The sequence below is a fragment of the Mesorhizobium sp. WSM1343 genome (assembly GCF_055901535.1).
Map to the genome: position 1 here is coordinate 5,082,888 of NZ_CM148370.1, position 15,909 is coordinate 5,098,796.

Below are 15,909 nucleotides of genomic sequence, written 5' to 3' on the forward strand. Positions count from 1 at the left end.
TGGAGACTTCCATGCGCGCTCAGCCCACGGCATCGCACTATGTCAACGGACGCTACATCGAGGACGAAGGCGGCGCCCCGCTGCCGGTCATCTATCCGGCAACCGGCGAGACCATCGCCATGCTGCGTTCGGCAACGCCGAACGTGCTGGAACTCGCCGTCGAGGCAGCACGAGCGGCGCAGCCCGCCTGGGCGCGGCTGAAGCCGGTCGAGCGCGGGCGCATCCTGCGCCGCGCTGCCGACATATTGCGCGCCCGCAACGCCGACCTCGCTCGCATCGAGACGCTGGATACCGGCAAGGCGATCCAGGAAACGTTGGTGGCGGATGCGCCCTCGGCTGCGGACTGCCTTGAATATTTCGGCGGTGCCGTTGCCGCCTACAACGGCGAGTCGGTCGATCTCGGCGGACCCTTCGCCTACACAAGGCGCGAAGCGCTCGGCGTCTGTGTCGGCATCGGCGCATGGAACTACCCGATCCAGATCGCCGGCTGGAAATCGGCACCGGCGCTCGCCATGGGCAATGCCATGGTGTTCAAGCCGTCGGAAAACACGCCGCTGTCGGCGCTGGCACTGGCCGAGATCTACAGCGAAGCGGGGCTACCCGACGGCTTGTTCAACGTTGTGCAGGGCTATGGCGATGTCGGCGCCGGGCTTGTCGGCCACGATGTCGTCGCCAAGGTCTCGGTGACCGGTTCGGTGCCGACCGGCCGCAAGGTGCTGTCGCTTGCCGGCTCGAAGATGAAGCACGCGACGATGGAACTCGGGGGCAAGTCGCCGCTGATCGTGTTCGACGATGCCGACATCGAGAACGCCATTGGCGGCGCCATGCTCGGCAATTTCTATTCGACCGGACAGATCTGCTCCAACGGCACGCGCGTCTTCGTGCAGAGCGGCATCCACGACCGCTTTGTCGACCGTCTGATAGAGCGGACCAAGAAAATCCGCATCGGCGACCCGCTCGATCCCGAAACCCAGATGGGACCGCTGGTCTCCAAGGCGCAGCACGACAAGGTGGTCGGCTATATCGAGATCGGCAAGCAGGATGGAGCGACGCTTGCTTGCGGCGGCAATGTGCCTTCGCTGCAGGGCTTTCAGGGCGGCTTCTTCGTCGAGCCGACGGTGTTCACCGGCGTGACCGATGGCATGCGCATCGCCCGTGAAGAAATTTTCGGACCAGTGATGAGCGTGTTGAAATTCGACGGTGAGGACGAGGTGATCGACCGCGCCAACGACACCGAATTCGGCCTCGCTGCCGGCGTCTTCACGCGCGACCTGCCGCGCGCCCACCGCGTCATCGCCGAACTGCAGGCCGGCACCTGCTGGATCAACGCGTATAATCTGACGCCGGTGGAAATCCCGTTCGGCGGCTTCAAACAGTCAGGCATCGGGCGTGAGAATTCACTGGCCGCACTGGCGCTCTATTCGCAGCTGAAGTCGATCTATGTCGAGACGGGTGACGTGGCGAGCCCGTACTGATCCAGCCCTCTACGCCTTCAGGTCGGCCGTGCTGTCCAGATATTGCGTCAGCGCACAGACCAGATGATAGAAGATGCTGGCCGGAACGTCCGATGCCAGCGAGCGGCCGCGTTCATCGATGCGGTCGATCCACAGTCCGAGCGGCGCCGGGTCGATGTGCCAGCGGAACAACCGGCCGACACGCGCTTCGATCTCGGGCTTGAGATCGGGCCCGCCCGAACCATCCAGCGCGATCGCCGCCTTCACCGCTTCGGCCTGCGGCCAGCTGCGCGATATCAGGTCGAGCGGCAGGCCCTGTCGCGAGACGGCGCCATAGGCAAGGCCGGTGGCGCGGTTGAGGCCATTGGCGATGGCCGAGGCGTAGAGTTTCCTGGCAAAGCCGCTCAACTCGGCCTGGCCGCTGCGCCCGGCGAAATCGACCAGCAAAGAGGCCCATTCGAAATGGTGGCCAGGCTCGGTCCACGAGCCTTTCTCGCCGGCGGATGGTTTCCATTCGGCATCGAAATACTCGCCAAGCGTCCAGCTTTCCGGATCGAAGAAATGACTGCGGAAGAGGTCGATGATACGCGCTGCGCGGCGCAGATGGGCGCGCTCGCCGGTCGCCTGGTGCCAGGCCAGGAAGGCCTCGAGCAGGTGCATATGCGGGTTGGAGCGGCGCTCGCCTTTGCCGTCCGATGTCTCAAGGAAGCCGGTCATGCGGCTGTCTTCGAGATGCGCATCTAGAAAGGCGAAGGTTTCCTCGCCGAGGCGCAAAGCGTCGGGATTGCCAGACATATGCGCATGCGCCAGTGCCAGGAGCACGCAGGAATGATCGTAGGCATCCTCGGTGGCGTCGGCAACCGAACCGTCGACATTCAGCGTCCGAACCCAGCCGCCCTTGTCGGTGCGGCCCTTGCCGGCCATGAAGGCGATGCCGTGGCTGATCAGCCGGTCGGCCGGACCGTCCCAGCCGCGCGCCCGGGCGACGGCGAAGGCATAGACCTGCCTTGCCATGGTGCGCATGCGCTTGGGCTTCATCAACGGCGAAGCGTCCAGGCCAAGCGCTTCGTGAAAGCCGCCATGGCGTTCGTCGACGCCCGATGTCGACCACAGCGGCAAGGTCTCCTGAAACAGCCAGTGATGCACGCGCCGCCGCCAGGCGCCGCTTTCGATGACGCGGTCATGCGCCGGCGTGAACCTGGTTTCCAGGCGACCCGATTTTTCGAGCTGCTCGACGATCTTCTTGACGTGCTGGCTGTGGCTGACCGGAGCGACGAAGGTGGCATCCGATGTCGAAACGATGGCGATGTCCTTCATGCCGATCGCCGACAGCAGGCGGCCGTCACTGCGAATGTAGGAATTCTCGCAATCGATGGAGACGACATCGCCGATGATGACATTGCCCCGGTCGTCGGCGGGGCCGACATCGAGCAGCGACTGCCATGAGCCGAGATCGTTCCAGCGGAAGCCGGCCGGCACCATCGCGATGTCTTTTGCCCGCTCCATGATGGCGTAGTCGATCGAGTTCGACGGAATGGCGGCGTAGAGTTCTAGCGGCATGTAAAGGCCGGACAAATCCGATGTCGCTGCCTTGTAGGCTGCTTTGGTGGCCTGCCAGATATCCGGCTGGAACGCTATGAAGGCATCACGCATGGCGCTGGCGCGAAAAAGGAAGATACCGGTGTTCCAGTAGAAATTTCCGGCCTTGAGATAGCTTTGCGCAGTCGCAAGATCCGGCTTTTCGACGAAGCGCGACACGTCGAAGATGCCGCCGCTTTCGGCCGCAACCTCGATATAGCCGTAGCCGGTCTCGGGCTGTGTCGGCCTGATGCCGAACACCACCAGCCGGCCGCTACGCGCTGCCTCGGTGCCGGCTTCGACGCTCTGCCAGAACTGGCGCGGGGTCGATATCTCATGGTCCGACGGCACCACCAGCACCAGGCTGTCGCCGAACTCGGACATTGTGCGCAGTGTCGCCAGTGCGACGGCGGCGGCTGTGTTGCGCCCGGTCGGCTCGAACAGCGGCCCGCCGCCGGCGAGGTCGAGGCCGGCAAGATCGGCGTGAACGCGGTCGGCATGGCGCTCCGCGGCAATCAGGAAGATCGGCGTTTCGCCTTCCGGCCGGGCCGTCAGCCGGCGCAAGGTCTTGGCCAGCATCGAGCCGTCGCCGGACAGATCGTGGAACTGCTTGGGATTGTCCTCGCGCGACAGCGGCCACAACCGCGAGCCGACGCCGCCGCTCATGACAAAACTGACAATCCGCTCGGTCATTCGACCACCATTCAAAAGGTCTGGTTGTAGGCGCCCACCTCGGGGCTGCGGCGCAGCACGGTGTCGACAGCCTCGAACATCTCCCGTCGACGCTGCGACGACACCGGGCTTTCGACGACCACGACCAGTTCCGGCTTGTTCGACGAGGCGCGCACCAGTCCCCAGGTGCCGTCTTCGGCGACAACGCGCGCACCGTTGACGGTGATGAGGTCGGCGATCTTCTGGCCCGCAAAAACCGTTCCATCCCGCTTCATGGCCTGAAAGTCGGCAACCACCCGCTCGACAACGCCATACTTCACATCGTCCGCGCAGTGCGACGACATGGTCGGCGTGCCGAAGGTCAGCGGCAGCGCGCGGTAGAGATCGGCCATCGAACTGCCGGGGCTGCGGTCCAGCATCTGGCAGATGGCGATGGCGGTGACCAGCCCATCGTCATAACCCCGCCCGACTGGCGGGTTGAAGAAGAAATGGCCCGACTTTTCGAAACCGGCGACGGCGCCAAGCTCGGCGACGCGGCGCTTGATGTAGGAGTGGCCGGTCTTCCAGTAGTCAGTGACGGCGCTGTTGGCGCGCAGCACGCTGTCCGTGTTGAACAGGCCGGTCGACTTGACGTCGACGACGAAGGTCGAGCCCGGATGCTGGCTGGAGATATCGCGCGCCAGCATCACACCGACCTTGTCGGCAAAAATCTCATTGCCCTCATTGTCGACGACGCCGCAGCGGTCGCCGTCACCGTCGAAGCCAAGGCCGACATCGGCTCCAGTCTCAAGCACCTTGTCCCTGATGGCATGCAGCATCTGCATATCCTCGGGATTGGGATTGTAGCGCGGAAAGGTGTGGTCGAGTTCGACATCGAGCGGGATGACCTCGCAGCCGATGCGCTGCAGCGCTTGCGGCGCGAAGGCGCCGGCGGTGCCGTTGCCGCAGGCGGCGACCACTTTCAGCTTTCGGGTGATGCGCTTGTCCTTGGTCAGATCGTCGAGATAAGTAGCGCGAAAATCGCGAACGAAATCGTAGGAGCCGCCGCCGACGAGATCGAAATCGCCGGCCAGTACAATCTGCTTCAGCGCGCTCATCTCTTCCGGCCCGAAAGTCAGCGGCCGCGCCGCACCCATCTTGACGCCGGTCCAGCCATTCTCGTTGTGCGAGGCGGTGACCATAGCGACCGAAGGCACGTCCAGTGCGAACTGGGCGAAATAGGCCATCGGCGACAACGCCAGTCCGATGTCCCTCACCCGAGCGCCTGCAGCCATCAAACCGGACACCAGCGCCAGCTTGATGCCAAGCGAATAGGAGCGGAAATCGTGCCCGGTGACGATATCGGGACCGGCACCGACACGGCGGATCAGCGTGCCAAGCCCCATTCCGAGCGCCTGGACGCCAATCAGATTGAGCTCCGGCAGTTGCGCGGAGCCGGGATGGCCAAACCACCAGCGCGCATCATATTCTCGAAAGCCGGATGGCTTGATCAGCGCTTCGGTTTCGAACTCGAAACTGTTGGGCCGGGCGTCGCCAACGATGCTGAAGGACAAGACTGGAAAACTCCGAGTGGCGGAAATTACGAGTTGTCGAGGACTGCGGCTTAGCACAGAAGGCTTTAAGCCGCGTTTATCCCAGGAGGGAATCCGAGCCTTTCGGGCTATGCTCGACGAAAGCCGATGAAATGCGACAGAAGTGCTGCCATGCCGCTTGCAGGAACGAAGTGTGGCGGCTATAAGCCCGCGGTCTGGTCACGGAGTGTAGCGCAGCCTGGTAGCGCACCTCGTTCGGGACGAGGGGGTCGCAGGTTCAAATCCTGCCACTCCGACCAGAAAAAACAAAGAGTTAGCGCATCCCGACTTCGGCGCTCCACCTGCCCCTCAAGCGAGATTACTCGCGTCTCCCCGCCGGCCGACAGCGATGCCTGTTGCACTGAACAGCAACCAGACGGTCAACCGGCCGCTTTATGCCTTCATGCGTGCGCTCGCGGACAGATTCCGGAAAACATCTCAACTGGTACGCGCGTCCGGCTAGCGGAGGCCAAAAAAGCTCAAGATCGCTATCACGATGACCACAGCTCCAACGAGCCAAATGATATTGTTCATGATCTCTCTCCTGTTGCCTGGGGGAAGCCCGCGCCTCTGGCGGAGAACGCGGGCCGACCAGTCTTTGCCGACTGATCCGCAGCAGACACCAAATCGTGATCCCGGCTGCGAGAAATAAAACCATCAGGCACGTCTAATGTTCCGTCGTTGACGAGATCCGGCGGTGACAGTGAACGTTCGGGCCGATGCCGGACCACCGGAACCAAAGCGATCAGGGGCAGTTAATCCAATGAAGGGCTAATTAAGAAAACGGAGAAATTGCAATGAAAACAATGATCATGTGCGCGTTGGCGCTTTCCATTGGACTGCCCGTCGTGGCTTCGGCAGCCGAAGCCGATGTGGTTGTTAGAACCCATCATCGACATCACGGCAGCGTCAAGATCATCAACGAAGACGGTCAGCGCTTGCACCACCGCCGCCATGGTACTGTGGCGTTCTACGACCATGGGCGCCGGCATCATCACCGCGATACCGTTGTCGTGACAGGTTCCGTCTCCACCCATCGCCACCACCATCGGCACCATCCCGTGGTGATCGAGAACGACGGGTACTGACCACAGATCTCCGGCCCGATTCTTGAAGGAATCGGGCCACGAGAGGCCCTTTGATCATGCTTTTGGCAGCACCGTCGGCAAGACAATTGCCCCTAGCCAGACTTAGGTCTGACCCCTGCCCGACCGAAGTCCAGGTTGGAAACGCATGCGCTTGCCCCAAATTCGGGGTGGCGGGCAAAAATGATCGATGAAACCAAGAGCAGCAGCATGTCGAACCGTGAGACCAAACGATCCGATGCCCTGAGCACGCGAGTAACAGAGATCAAGGCCAGGATGCAGCAAGCCCAGATTACCGAAGACGAGATGAAGACCTTCCAGAAGGTCGCGGCCATCATGGAGGGCGGCGAGGGCCGAATCGAGGTTGACGACCTGATTGCCGCGTCATTCCTCACCGACACGCTGCTGAACAGCCCGAAGCGTTAAGCGACCATGCCGACGATTAGCAGACTTTTTGATTCCCACGCCGATGCGACGCGGGTCGCTAGCGACCTGGTGGCGGCCGGAATTCCTCGCGTACAGATCGCGATCATCGGGCCTTACAATGACGGGGCAGGATCTGTTTGGGTTTCCGCTTTGGGATCGGTACTGGGCGCTGCTGCCGGCGGGTTGGCATGTCTGAGCGCCGTTGCGGCAGTTGGCATCAATCCTGTTGCTGCGAGCGTATTGCCAACAGCGGTGGCTGGCGCGGTCTGTGGCGGCGTTGCCGGCGGTCTGTTTGGAACATTCGCCCTGCGCGCCATGAAGGCGGATGATGAGGACGTGGCCGAGGGGGTCGTCCTGGTGACGGCGCATGTCGATGAAAATGACGCCGAGATCGCTCAGACAGTGCTCGGCGGTCCCCCGTCGACGTGGGTGGCCGAAGCAGCTTAGGAAAGCCGCCTCGACGTCGCCGGAACCGGCACTCTCCGTTCGCCAGCGATTGAACTCCACACTCGGCAAATAGCAATTCAGACTGGGGATGTCCCTGCCGTCGGCCGCATGGCCGAACCCTGTGGCAGGTTCCTTCGCGGCCGCATATTTTGACGAAAAGGCCCGTCGGCTCTAGGGTCGATGGACCTGATGGAATGAGTGAAACGGCGGGCCGAGTGCGACATGAATTTGAATTCAACCACAGCCCCGCCCTTGATTCTTGTGATGACGCTGGTTCTCGTCGCTGGCTGTTCATCGCTCGGCAGAACCGTCGATCCGGCGAAATACGATTCAATGACGTGCACCGACCTTAACAGCGCGATGGGAGACGTCGCCCGTGACATCTCGCAAACGGCAATCACGCGCGGCAAGGTCACCAACACCAATGTTCCACGCTGGCTGCTCGGCGGCTCACGCGTGAAGACCGCGGTAGCCAACCGTGAAACAGCCAGGATCGACCGGCTTAAGCAGCAACAGGATGCCATTGCCGCCGTGCGAGCGCGCAAGTGCCAGAGGTCCGCGAATTGAGCGGACAGCCAACGCCTCGGTGCAGAGCCCGGTTCAGGCGCTCAGGCGAAATCGCGTCACGTCGATCGCGGCGGCCATCAGCGTCTGTGTGTAGGCGTGCTGCGGATTGCTGAAGATCGCCTCGGTCGGCCCTTCCTCGACGATCTTGCCCTGTTTCATGACGATGATGTAGTCGGCCATGGCGCGCACGACCGACAGATCGTGGCTGATGAAGAGATAGGACAATTCGTGGTCCGCCTGCAGCTTGCGCAGCAGTTCGACGATCTGTTTCTGCACAGAGCGATCGAGCGCCGAAGTCGGCTCATCCAATACCACCAGCCTGGGCTTCAGGATCATGGCGCGGGCAATGGCGATGCGCTGCCGCTGACCGCCGGAGAATTCGTGCGGGTAGCGGTTGCGGGCGTTGGGGTCGAGGCCGACCTCGCGCAATGCCTCGACCGCGCGTTGATCACGCTGCTTGCCCGAAAGGTCAGGCTCATGCACCAGAAGTCCTTCGGTGATGACCTGGCCGACAGTCATGCGCGGCGACAACGAGCCGAACGGGTCCTGGAAGACGAGCTGCATCTGGCGCCGCAGCGGCCGCATCGCCTGCCGGTCGGCTTGGGAAATGTCGCGATCGCCGAAACGGATGAGCCCGTCACTCGGCAACAGCCGCAGCAAGGCGCGGCCAAGAGTCGATTTGCCCGAGCCGGATTCACCAACGATGCCGATGGTCTGGTTGCGCTGCAGCCGGATCGAGATGTGATCGACTGCACGCAGCATCAGCGGTTCGCCAGCAAGAAACCCGCCGCCGATCCTGAACGTCACTTCGACATTCCTGCCTTCGAGCAGCACTGGGGCGTTGGCGGGCGGCGGCGCCTTGCTGCCGGTCGGCTCGGCCGCCAGCAGCATTTTCGTGTAGGCATGCTGTGGGTTGACGAAGATGGTCTCCGCCTCCCCCTCCTCGACAACCTCGCCCTGGCGCATGACATAGACCCGATCGGCAAAGCGGCGGACGATGCCAAGATCGTGGGTGATGAAGACGATCGCCATGCCGAGCTTGCGCTGCAATTCGGCCAGAAGCATCAGGATCTGCGCCTGTATGGTCACATCGAGCGCCGTCGTCGGCTCGTCGGCGATCAATATGTCAGGGTCGTTGGCGAGCGCCATCGCGATCATCACACGCTGGCGCTGGCCACCCGACATTTCGTGCGGATAGGATTTCATCCGCCGCTCGGGATCGGGAATATGCACCAGCCGCAGCAGTTTGAGCGCTTCTTCACGTGCCTCGGCGACATTCAGGCCCCGATGCCGGCGGATCGGTTCGATCAACTGGTTGCCGATTGAATAGAGCGGATCGAGCGAAGTCATCGGCTCCTGGAAGATCATGCTGATCTTGCGGCCACGGACCTTGTTGAGCTCGGATTTGCTGAGCGTTAGAAGATTGCGGCCACGATAGTCGACGCTGCCTGTCGCTTCGCCATTCGACGCCAGCAGGCTCATCGCCGCCATCATCGTCTGGCTTTTGCCGGAGCCGGATTCGCCGACCACGGCAACGGTCTCGCCCGATTTGACATGGATGTTTATGCCCTTGACCGCCTCGACGGCGCCGTCGAGCGTGCGGAAGCGGACACGCAAATCCTTGACGCTGAGGATCGTTTCGGAAGCAGCCATCTCAGCGGTTTCCCTCTTTATCGATCCCCATCTTAGCGATCCCCATCTTAGCGATCCCTCGGGTCGAGTGCGTCGCGCAGGCCGTCGCCGACGAAGTTCAGCGCAAACAGCGTCGAGACGAGGAAGAAGGCGGGGAACAGGAGCAGCCAGTTGGCGGTGCCGATGTTCTTGGCGCCGACCGAGATCAGAACGCCCCAGCTGGTCATCGGCTCCTGCACGCCGAGGCCGAGAAACGATAGGAAGCTTTCCAGTATGATCACCTGCGGCACCAGCAGCGTCATGTAGATGACCACCGGGCCGAGCAGGTTGGGGATGACGTGGCGCAGCAGGATGCCGCGCTGGCCGACGCCCATGGCTTCCGCCGCCTGGACATATTCCTGGCGGCGGATCGACAGTGCCTGGCCGCGCACGATGCGCGCCATGTCGAGCCACAGCACGGCGCCGACGGCCAGGAACATCAGCACGAAGTTGCGGCCGAAGAACACCACCAGCATGATGACGAAGAAGATGAAGGGCAAGGAATAGAGCACGTCGACGATGCGCATCATCACCTCGTCGACCTTGCCTCCGGCAAAACCGGCAGCGGCCCCGTAGACCACGCCGATGACCACCGCCACGACGCCCGCGAGCAGGCCGATGGCCAGCGATATACGCCCGGCCATCAGCGTGCGCGACAACAGGTCCCGTCCGGTGTTGTCGGTGCCGAACAGGAAATATTGCTGCTTGATCGAGGCGCTCATCGTCACTTCGAGACCGTCCGGCGACTTGCTCTCGATCTTGGTGTCGTCAAAGGCATCGGATCGGTCAAGATAGCGGATGTTGCGATCGTCGATCGGCCTGGTCGACTTGACGGTGACGAAGACCTGGTTGCCTTCCTGCCGCCATTCCTTGATGTCGACCCGCATGCGCTTGATCGCTTCGGTGAGCGCCGTCTCGATCATGTCGGCCTTCGGATAGGCTGACAGGCTTGGCGGCATGCGCACATAGTCGGCATAGATGGTGGTGTATTGATGCGGCACGAACCACGGCCCGAACACGCTGACGACACCGATCAGGGCAAGGTAGTACAGGCTGAACATGGCGGCGCGATTGGCCTTGAGCCGCGCCCAGGCATCCCCCCAGAGCGAACGGCCGATGACGGTGGGGGCGACTGTGGCCGCGATGTCAGTCATAGCGCACCCTCGGATCGACGACCGCGTACATGACGTCGACGATCAGGTTGAAGACAATGGTAAAGATGGCGATCACCACCACCGTTCCCATCACCAGCGTGTAGTCACGATTGAGCGCGGCATCGACGAAATAGCGGCCGACGCCTGGGATGGAGAAGATCGTCTCGACGATGACCGAGCCGGTCAGCAGTGCCGCCGCCGCCGGACCGGTGAAGGAGACGATCGGCAGGATGGCGCCGCGCAACGCATGCTTGACCACCACCGACCAGTCGGACAGGCCCAGCGCGCGCGCCGTGCGGATGTGGTGGGACCGCAAGGATTCGATCATCGAGCCACGCATCAGCCGGGCGACGATGGCGATCTGCGGCAGGGCGAGCGTCAGCACCGGACCGACCTTGTTGATGAAAGCGCCATCGCCCCACCCACCGATCGGCAGCAGCCTCCAGGTCAGCCCGAACAGGAGTTGGATCACCGGCGCGATGACGAAGGTTGGGATGGTGCTGCCGGCCGTCGCCAGCGCGATCACCGTATAGTCGCCAAGCTTGTTCTGATTGAGCGCCGCAATGGTGCCGAGCACGGAACCGAGCAGCAGCGCCAGGACGAGCGCCGAGGCGCCGAGCTGAACCGAAATCGGCAGCCCCTTGGCGAACAGTTCGGTGACGGTGAAATCCGGCATGTTGTAGCTCGGGCCGAAATTGCCGCGCAACAGATTGCCGAGATAGTGGACGAATTGCAGCCAGAGCGGGTCGTTGAGGCCGAACTGGGCTTCGAGATTGGCCCTGATCTCGGGACTGAGCCCCCGCTCCTGGTTGAAAGGACCGCCCGGCGCGACGCGCATCAGGAAAAACGCCATTGTCACGATGACGAACAGCGTTGGAATGGCGGTCAGAAGCCGCCGTAATACGTATCGCAGCATCGGTGCCCCGCTTGATCCAGAGCCGCGCGCGTCCAGTTGGACGGCCGCGCTCCAGCTTTCAAATCTTCGCACCGACATTTGCCGAAATCGAATTCCGGTACCCGGGCCGATGCGATGGCAAACCATCGCCACCGCGCCTGGAGGGCGCGGTGGCTTGGCCAGGGTTAGTCCTTGCTGACGAAGCGCGACGGATGCACGTCCATCACGTTGTCGACGAAGCCATGCAGCTTCGAGGAGACGATATCGTGGTAGCTGTAATAGAGGAGCGGTATCTGGCCGACGTCGTCGACCAGGATACGTTCGGCGTCGGCCAGTTCCTTCATGCGCTGTTCGGGGTTGCCGCCGGCGGCGGCCGCCTTGTCCATGGCCGCTTCATAGGCCGGGCTGTTGTAGTCCGAATAATTGTTGCCGCTGGCTTTGCGCGAGATGCCGAGGAAGGTTTCCGGATCCTTGTAGTCGGCGATCCAGGCGGCACGTGCCAGATCATAGTTGCCCTTCTGCTCGAGGAAGGAGTAGTGGGTCTTGGTGTCGGTGTTGAGCAGCGTGACGTCGACGCCAAGCGGCTTCAGCTGTTCCTGGATCGCCACCGCAGTGTTCTTGTGGTTTTCCGACGTGTTATAGCGGATTTCCATCTTCAGCGGCTTTTCGGGCGTATAGCCGAGTTTCTCGAGGATCTTCTTGGCCGCATCCTCGCGGTCGATCTGCGGCATGTCCGCATATTTGGCCATTGCCGGCGTGTAGCCTTCGATGCCGGGAGGCACCATTGAATAGCCGGGCAGCATCGAGTTCTGCCAGACTTTTTCGGCGAGGAAGTCGCGGTCGATCGCCATCGAGATGGCATTGCGCAGCTCTACATTATCCCACGGCGCCTTGTCGGTCTTGATCGCATAATAATAGGTGCCGAGATACGGTCCGACGTGGATCTGGTCGCCAAACTTGGTCTTGAGATCGGCGAGCTGTTCAGTCGGAAGGTCGTCGTAGCTGTCCAGTTCGCCTGCCTCGAAGCGCTTCATCGCCGAAGAGCGGTCCTCGGTCGGGATGTAGTTGACGACGTCGAACTTGACGGTCGCCGCATCCCAGAATTTCGGGTTCTTGACCAGCTTCATATGATCGTTGGGAACCCATTCGGCCAGCGTATAGGCGCCGTTCGAAACGAGATTGCCGGGCTTGATCCAATCGGCGCCGAGCTTTTCGATGGAGGCCTTGCTCACCGGATAGGTCGCCTGGTGGGTCAGCATCTCCAGGAAGTAGGGCGTCGGCGCCTTCAGCGTGACCTCCAGGGTATTTGCGTCAATCGCCTTGACGCCCATGTCCTCAGGCTTGCCCTTCTTGGTGTTGACGTCCTCCGCACCCTTTACCGGATAGAGCATCGAGGCGTATTCGGCGCCGGTCGCCGGATCCTCCAGCCGGTGGAAGGCATAGACGAAATCGTCCGCCGTAACCGGGCTGCCATCCGACCACATGCCGTCCTTGCGCAGCTTGAACGTATAGACGGTTCCGTCGTCCGAAACCGTCCAGCTCTCGGCGGCACCAGGAATGAGATTGGCCTTCTGGTCCTGCATGACCAAGCCCTGGAACAGGTCGCGCAGGACATTGGCTTCGTAAACCGTCGAGGTCTTGTGCGGATCGACCGACTCCGATTCAGCGGCGGTGCCCCTGTTATAGACGGTCTCGGCAAAGGCCTGCGTGTAGAACGTCCCGGCGGCCAGCGTCATCGTCGTGGCGAACACAGTCGCCTTCAGCATGTTTTTCAGCATGAAGTTCTCCCTGTCGGCGCCGCCGTTGGCGCGCCTATTAAGTGTTGACGCCCTGGAGCCGATATCTGACCCCTTTGAGCGCGCCGCTGGTCCCGTCCTGCGGCTCGTGCCCAGACACTAACGCGGAGAATTTTTATTTCAACAGACTCTCTGGGTCACCCAAAGTAAGGCCGACGAAAGCTATGGTGTGGCCGCTGAAACACCAGCCGAAACCAAAAGCTTGACTTGGTTTCTTCACCTCGACGCTATTTTTCACCGCGAATCGGGAGCCATGCCAGTTTGCCGGAATGTCTTAATGCGTTCTTAAGCAACCTGAGGTTACATTACGAGTACCTTCTATACAGTTCGAGCTTCAGACGCGCGGCGGCTATGAGTAACGGAGCAAGTAAATTGCCCAAAATCCGTCAACTAATGCGGAAATTTCAAGAAGAGCGCGGTACCTCTGCGGTTGAGTTTGCCTTACTTTCACCGATTTTCATTCTTCTTCTACTCGGAATGGTTGCATACGGTATATACTTCGGCGCCGCCAACTCGATCCAGCAGATCGCAGCGGATGCCGCCCGCACGGCAATTGCCGGGTTGAACCAAACCGAACGTCAAACGCTCGTAGCCAGCTTCGTCACCAACAATGCCGGCGGATATCCCTTCGTGGATGTCAGCAAGTTGACCTACCAGGCCAACGACAGCTCGGCCGATGGAAGCCAGTTCGTGGTGTCCATACAATACGACGCCCGCAACCTGCCGATCTGGAACCTTTTCCCGGGCATAGCCATGCCCGGGACCACGATCAGGCGCCAGTCAACGATCAGGGTCGGGGGCATTTGAATGCTGCTGCATGCGTGCAATGGGATCGGTCGGCTTGCCCGGTTGATGCTGAGTGACAGGAAAGCAAACTTCACCGTCATGGCGGCATTGAGCGCGCCGGTGGCGCTGGCGCTGGCCGCAGTGGCCATCGACGAAGCCTCGATCTACACCGAGCGCCGCGAAGCGCAGGCAATGGTGGATCTGGCGGCGATCACCGCCGCCTCGAACATGACCAATGTCAATACAGCGGTCGTTACCACGCTGACCGACAACGGCATGCCAGGGGTTGTCGTTCAAAGCTCGGGACAGACGATCGAGCCGGCGGTCGGCAAAACCGTCGTGACGGTCACGCCCGGGCGATATGTGGCATCCGGGGCCAATGTGGGCCAGCGTTTCCAGGCCAGCATAACCCCCTACAATGCCGTCCGTGTCACCCTGAAGAAGATCCCCGCCCGCTATTTCGCGAGTTCGCTGATCCCCACTCCCGTCATCGGCACCCAAGCCACCGCCAGCATGACGCCACAGGCGACGTTCTCGGTCGGATCGAGGCTCGCCAGCCTCGATGGCGGTATCCTCAACGCGCTTCTCGGCGGACTGCTCGGCAGCAACATCTCGCTCAGTGTCATGGACTACAACGCGCTGATCTCCGCGGATGTGAGCGTGCTCTCCTTCGTGGACGGCCTTGCCACACAGCTGAACCTAACTGGCGTCTCGTATTCGGATGTGTTGGCATCGAAGGCGACCGTCGGCCAGATCGCCACGGCCATGGCCAATGTGCCTGGGCTTGGCAACACGGCCAAGGTCGCCCTGCAGACGATCGCGTCCAAGTCGACCAGCACGGTCCAGATCCCGCTCAGTCATCTGGTCGATCTCGGCTCCGTCGGCAAGTTGGGCCTCGGCCAAAGGCCCGCCGGCCTCGGCGTCGACGCCAGCGCCTTGGGAATGCTGACGGCCGCCGCCGGACTGGCAAACGGTTCAAAACAGGTCGACGTCGCCCTCGGCGCCACCATTCCCGGGGTGCTGTCGACCACGCTCGCCATCGCCATCGGCGAACCGCCGCAATCCTCGCCATGGCTGGCGGTTGGAGAAGCCGGCACCGTGGTGCGCACCGCGCAAACGCGCATCAAGCTGCTGTTCACCCTTGGGGTCGGCAGTAATCCGAACCTGAGCGGCGGCATCAGCCTGCTGTCGGTCAGGTTGCCACTGAATGTCGAAGTGGCCTATGCCGAGGCCAAGCTGACCGACATCAGCTGCCCGACCGGCCCCGACAGCCTGAAGGTTACCATTGCCGCGAAGCCTGGCGTCGCCGCGCTGAAACTTGCGGCCAGCGATACCGATAACAACCCCACTGCCTTTGCCGATTTCAGCAACGAACAGTCGTTCTCCGACGCCAACATCGCGGATGCCAGCCTCAATCTGCTGCTGCTAAAAATCCCGCTGCTACAGGTGAAGGGTTCGGCTGGGGCCGACGTCACCAACGTCAACCCGACCAACCTGGTCTTCAATAAAACCGAGATCGCTGCCAAGATCATAAAGGCGACGCCAACACGGGACCTGACCCAGACGCTGACCGCGTCACTTGTCAACGATCTGTCGCTCTACGTCGGTCCGCTTGGCATCATCGGGCTTGACCTAACCGCCATACTCGGCGTCGTAAAGCAGCCGGTCTTAGCGCTCTTGAAAACCGTGACCGCACCAGTCGACACATTGCTTTACAGCCTGCTCGATACGCTCGGCGTGCATCTCGGCGTGGCCGATGTCCGGGTCACCGGCGCGACATGCGGACGTGCCGTGCTGGTGCAGTAAC

The 15,909-nt window shown here is 61.9% G+C and carries 13 protein-coding genes and 1 tRNA gene; 8 read left to right on the top strand and 6 right to left on the bottom strand.

Annotated features, from left to right (window positions below; genetic code table 11):
* Positions 1-11 precede the first annotated feature (11 nt).
* Complete coding sequence (gene betB / locus AC0NIL_RS24985; protein ID WP_275953688.1) at positions 12-1,475, top strand: betaine-aldehyde dehydrogenase; 1,464 nt, start codon at positions 12-14, stop codon at positions 1,473-1,475.
* 9 nt (positions 1,476-1,484) lie between these two features.
* Here the strand turns inward: betB and AC0NIL_RS24990 are convergent, their stop codons facing one another.
* On the bottom strand, positions 1,485-3,725 hold the full coding sequence (locus AC0NIL_RS24990) for a mannose-1-phosphate guanylyltransferase/mannose-6-phosphate isomerase (RefSeq protein WP_275953689.1): 2,241 nt from the start codon (positions 3,723-3,725) through the stop codon (positions 1,485-1,487).
* 11 nt (positions 3,726-3,736) lie between these two features.
* Positions 3,737-5,257 (bottom strand): phosphomannomutase/phosphoglucomutase, encoded by a 1,521-nt coding sequence (locus AC0NIL_RS24995; protein ID WP_224674112.1) that lies wholly within the window; start codon positions 5,255-5,257, stop codon positions 3,737-3,739.
* Positions 5,258-5,458: 201 nt separating this feature from the next.
* Here AC0NIL_RS24995 and AC0NIL_RS25000 point away from each other — a divergent pair.
* The 5 genes from AC0NIL_RS25000 to AC0NIL_RS25020 all read left to right on the top strand — a co-directional run bounded on the left by AC0NIL_RS25000 (position 5,459) and on the right by AC0NIL_RS25020 (position 7,800).
* Positions 5,459-5,535: transfer RNA gene (locus AC0NIL_RS25000), tRNA-Pro, on the top strand.
* Positions 5,536-6,072: 537 nt separating this feature from the next.
* On the top strand, positions 6,073-6,363 hold the full coding sequence (locus tag AC0NIL_RS25005; RefSeq protein ID WP_024503706.1) for a hypothetical protein: 291 nt from the start codon (positions 6,073-6,075) through the stop codon (positions 6,361-6,363).
* Between the two features lie 207 nt (positions 6,364-6,570).
* Positions 6,571-6,786 carry a hypothetical protein gene (locus AC0NIL_RS25010; RefSeq protein WP_024503705.1) on the top strand — a complete coding sequence of 72 codons (216 nt, stop codon included), beginning with the start codon at positions 6,571-6,573 and terminating at the stop codon, positions 6,784-6,786.
* A gap of 6 nt (positions 6,787-6,792) precedes the next feature.
* Positions 6,793-7,233 (top strand): hypothetical protein, encoded by a 441-nt coding sequence (locus AC0NIL_RS25015; RefSeq protein WP_473572674.1) that lies wholly within the window; start codon positions 6,793-6,795, stop codon positions 7,231-7,233.
* Between the two features lie 222 nt (positions 7,234-7,455).
* Positions 7,456-7,800, top strand: coding sequence for a hypothetical protein (locus AC0NIL_RS25020; RefSeq protein ID WP_064995176.1), 345 nt, complete (start codon positions 7,456-7,458; stop codon positions 7,798-7,800).
* Positions 7,801-7,833: 33 nt separating this feature from the next.
* On the opposite strand, the gene AC0NIL_RS25025 is transcribed toward AC0NIL_RS25020, so the two are convergent.
* From AC0NIL_RS25025 to AC0NIL_RS25040, 4 genes are all read right to left on the bottom strand, one after another.
* Positions 7,834-9,453: an ABC transporter ATP-binding protein gene (locus tag AC0NIL_RS25025; protein ID WP_473572675.1), complete on the bottom strand. Its 1,620-nt coding sequence runs from the start codon at positions 9,451-9,453 to the stop codon at positions 7,834-7,836.
* Between the two features lie 47 nt (positions 9,454-9,500).
* On the bottom strand, positions 9,501-10,625 hold the full coding sequence (locus AC0NIL_RS25030) for an ABC transporter permease (protein ID WP_013532690.1): 1,125 nt from the start codon (positions 10,623-10,625) through the stop codon (positions 9,501-9,503).
* Positions 10,618-11,541, bottom strand: coding sequence for an ABC transporter permease subunit (locus tag AC0NIL_RS25035; protein WP_013532691.1), 924 nt, complete (start codon positions 11,539-11,541; stop codon positions 10,618-10,620). The genes AC0NIL_RS25030 and AC0NIL_RS25035 overlap by 8 nt, the downstream gene beginning before the upstream one ends.
* A gap of 164 nt (positions 11,542-11,705) precedes the next feature.
* Positions 11,706-13,298 carry a peptide ABC transporter substrate-binding protein gene (locus AC0NIL_RS25040; protein WP_013532692.1) on the bottom strand — a complete coding sequence of 531 codons (1,593 nt, stop codon included), beginning with the start codon at positions 13,296-13,298 and terminating at the stop codon, positions 11,706-11,708.
* Positions 13,299-13,709: 411 nt separating this feature from the next.
* On the opposite strand from AC0NIL_RS25040, the gene AC0NIL_RS25045 reads away from it, so the two are divergent.
* Together AC0NIL_RS25045 and AC0NIL_RS25050 are read left to right on the top strand one after the other, a co-directional pair.
* Positions 13,710-14,123, top strand: coding sequence for a TadE family protein (locus AC0NIL_RS25045; protein WP_174564973.1), 414 nt, complete (start codon positions 13,710-13,712; stop codon positions 14,121-14,123).
* The gene (locus AC0NIL_RS25050; RefSeq protein WP_473572676.1) at positions 14,124-15,908 is read left to right on the top strand and encodes a TadG family pilus assembly protein; all 1,785 of its coding nucleotides are present in this window, start codon (positions 14,124-14,126) and stop codon (positions 15,906-15,908) included.
* Position 15,909 lies beyond the last annotated feature (1 nt).

Excerpts from the sequence above, each read along its gene's own strand:
- betB (WP_275953688.1), top strand. The coding sequence starts at position 12 with ATGCGCGCTCAGCCCACGGCATCGCACTATGTCAACGGACGCTACATC.
- AC0NIL_RS24990 (WP_275953689.1), bottom strand. The coding sequence starts at position 3,725 with ATGACCGAGCGGATTGTCAGTTTTGTCATGAGCGGCGGCGTCGGCTCG.
- AC0NIL_RS25005 (WP_024503706.1), top strand. The coding sequence starts at position 6,073 with ATGAAAACAATGATCATGTGCGCGTTGGCGCTTTCCATTGGACTGCCC.
- AC0NIL_RS25010 (WP_024503705.1), top strand. The coding sequence starts at position 6,571 with ATGTCGAACCGTGAGACCAAACGATCCGATGCCCTGAGCACGCGAGTA.
- AC0NIL_RS25015 (WP_473572674.1), top strand. The coding sequence starts at position 6,793 with ATGCCGACGATTAGCAGACTTTTTGATTCCCACGCCGATGCGACGCGG.
- AC0NIL_RS25020 (WP_064995176.1), top strand. The coding sequence starts at position 7,456 with ATGAATTTGAATTCAACCACAGCCCCGCCCTTGATTCTTGTGATGACG.
- AC0NIL_RS25025 (WP_473572675.1), bottom strand. The coding sequence starts at position 9,453 with ATGGCTGCTTCCGAAACGATCCTCAGCGTCAAGGATTTGCGTGTCCGC.
- AC0NIL_RS25030 (WP_013532690.1), bottom strand. The coding sequence starts at position 10,625 with ATGACTGACATCGCGGCCACAGTCGCCCCCACCGTCATCGGCCGTTCG.
- AC0NIL_RS25035 (WP_013532691.1), bottom strand. The coding sequence starts at position 11,541 with ATGCTGCGATACGTATTACGGCGGCTTCTGACCGCCATTCCAACGCTG.
- AC0NIL_RS25040 (WP_013532692.1), bottom strand. The coding sequence starts at position 13,298 with ATGCTGAAAAACATGCTGAAGGCGACTGTGTTCGCCACGACGATGACG.
- AC0NIL_RS25045 (WP_174564973.1), top strand. The coding sequence starts at position 13,710 with ATGCGGAAATTTCAAGAAGAGCGCGGTACCTCTGCGGTTGAGTTTGCC.
- AC0NIL_RS25050 (WP_473572676.1), top strand. The coding sequence starts at position 14,124 with ATGCTGCTGCATGCGTGCAATGGGATCGGTCGGCTTGCCCGGTTGATG.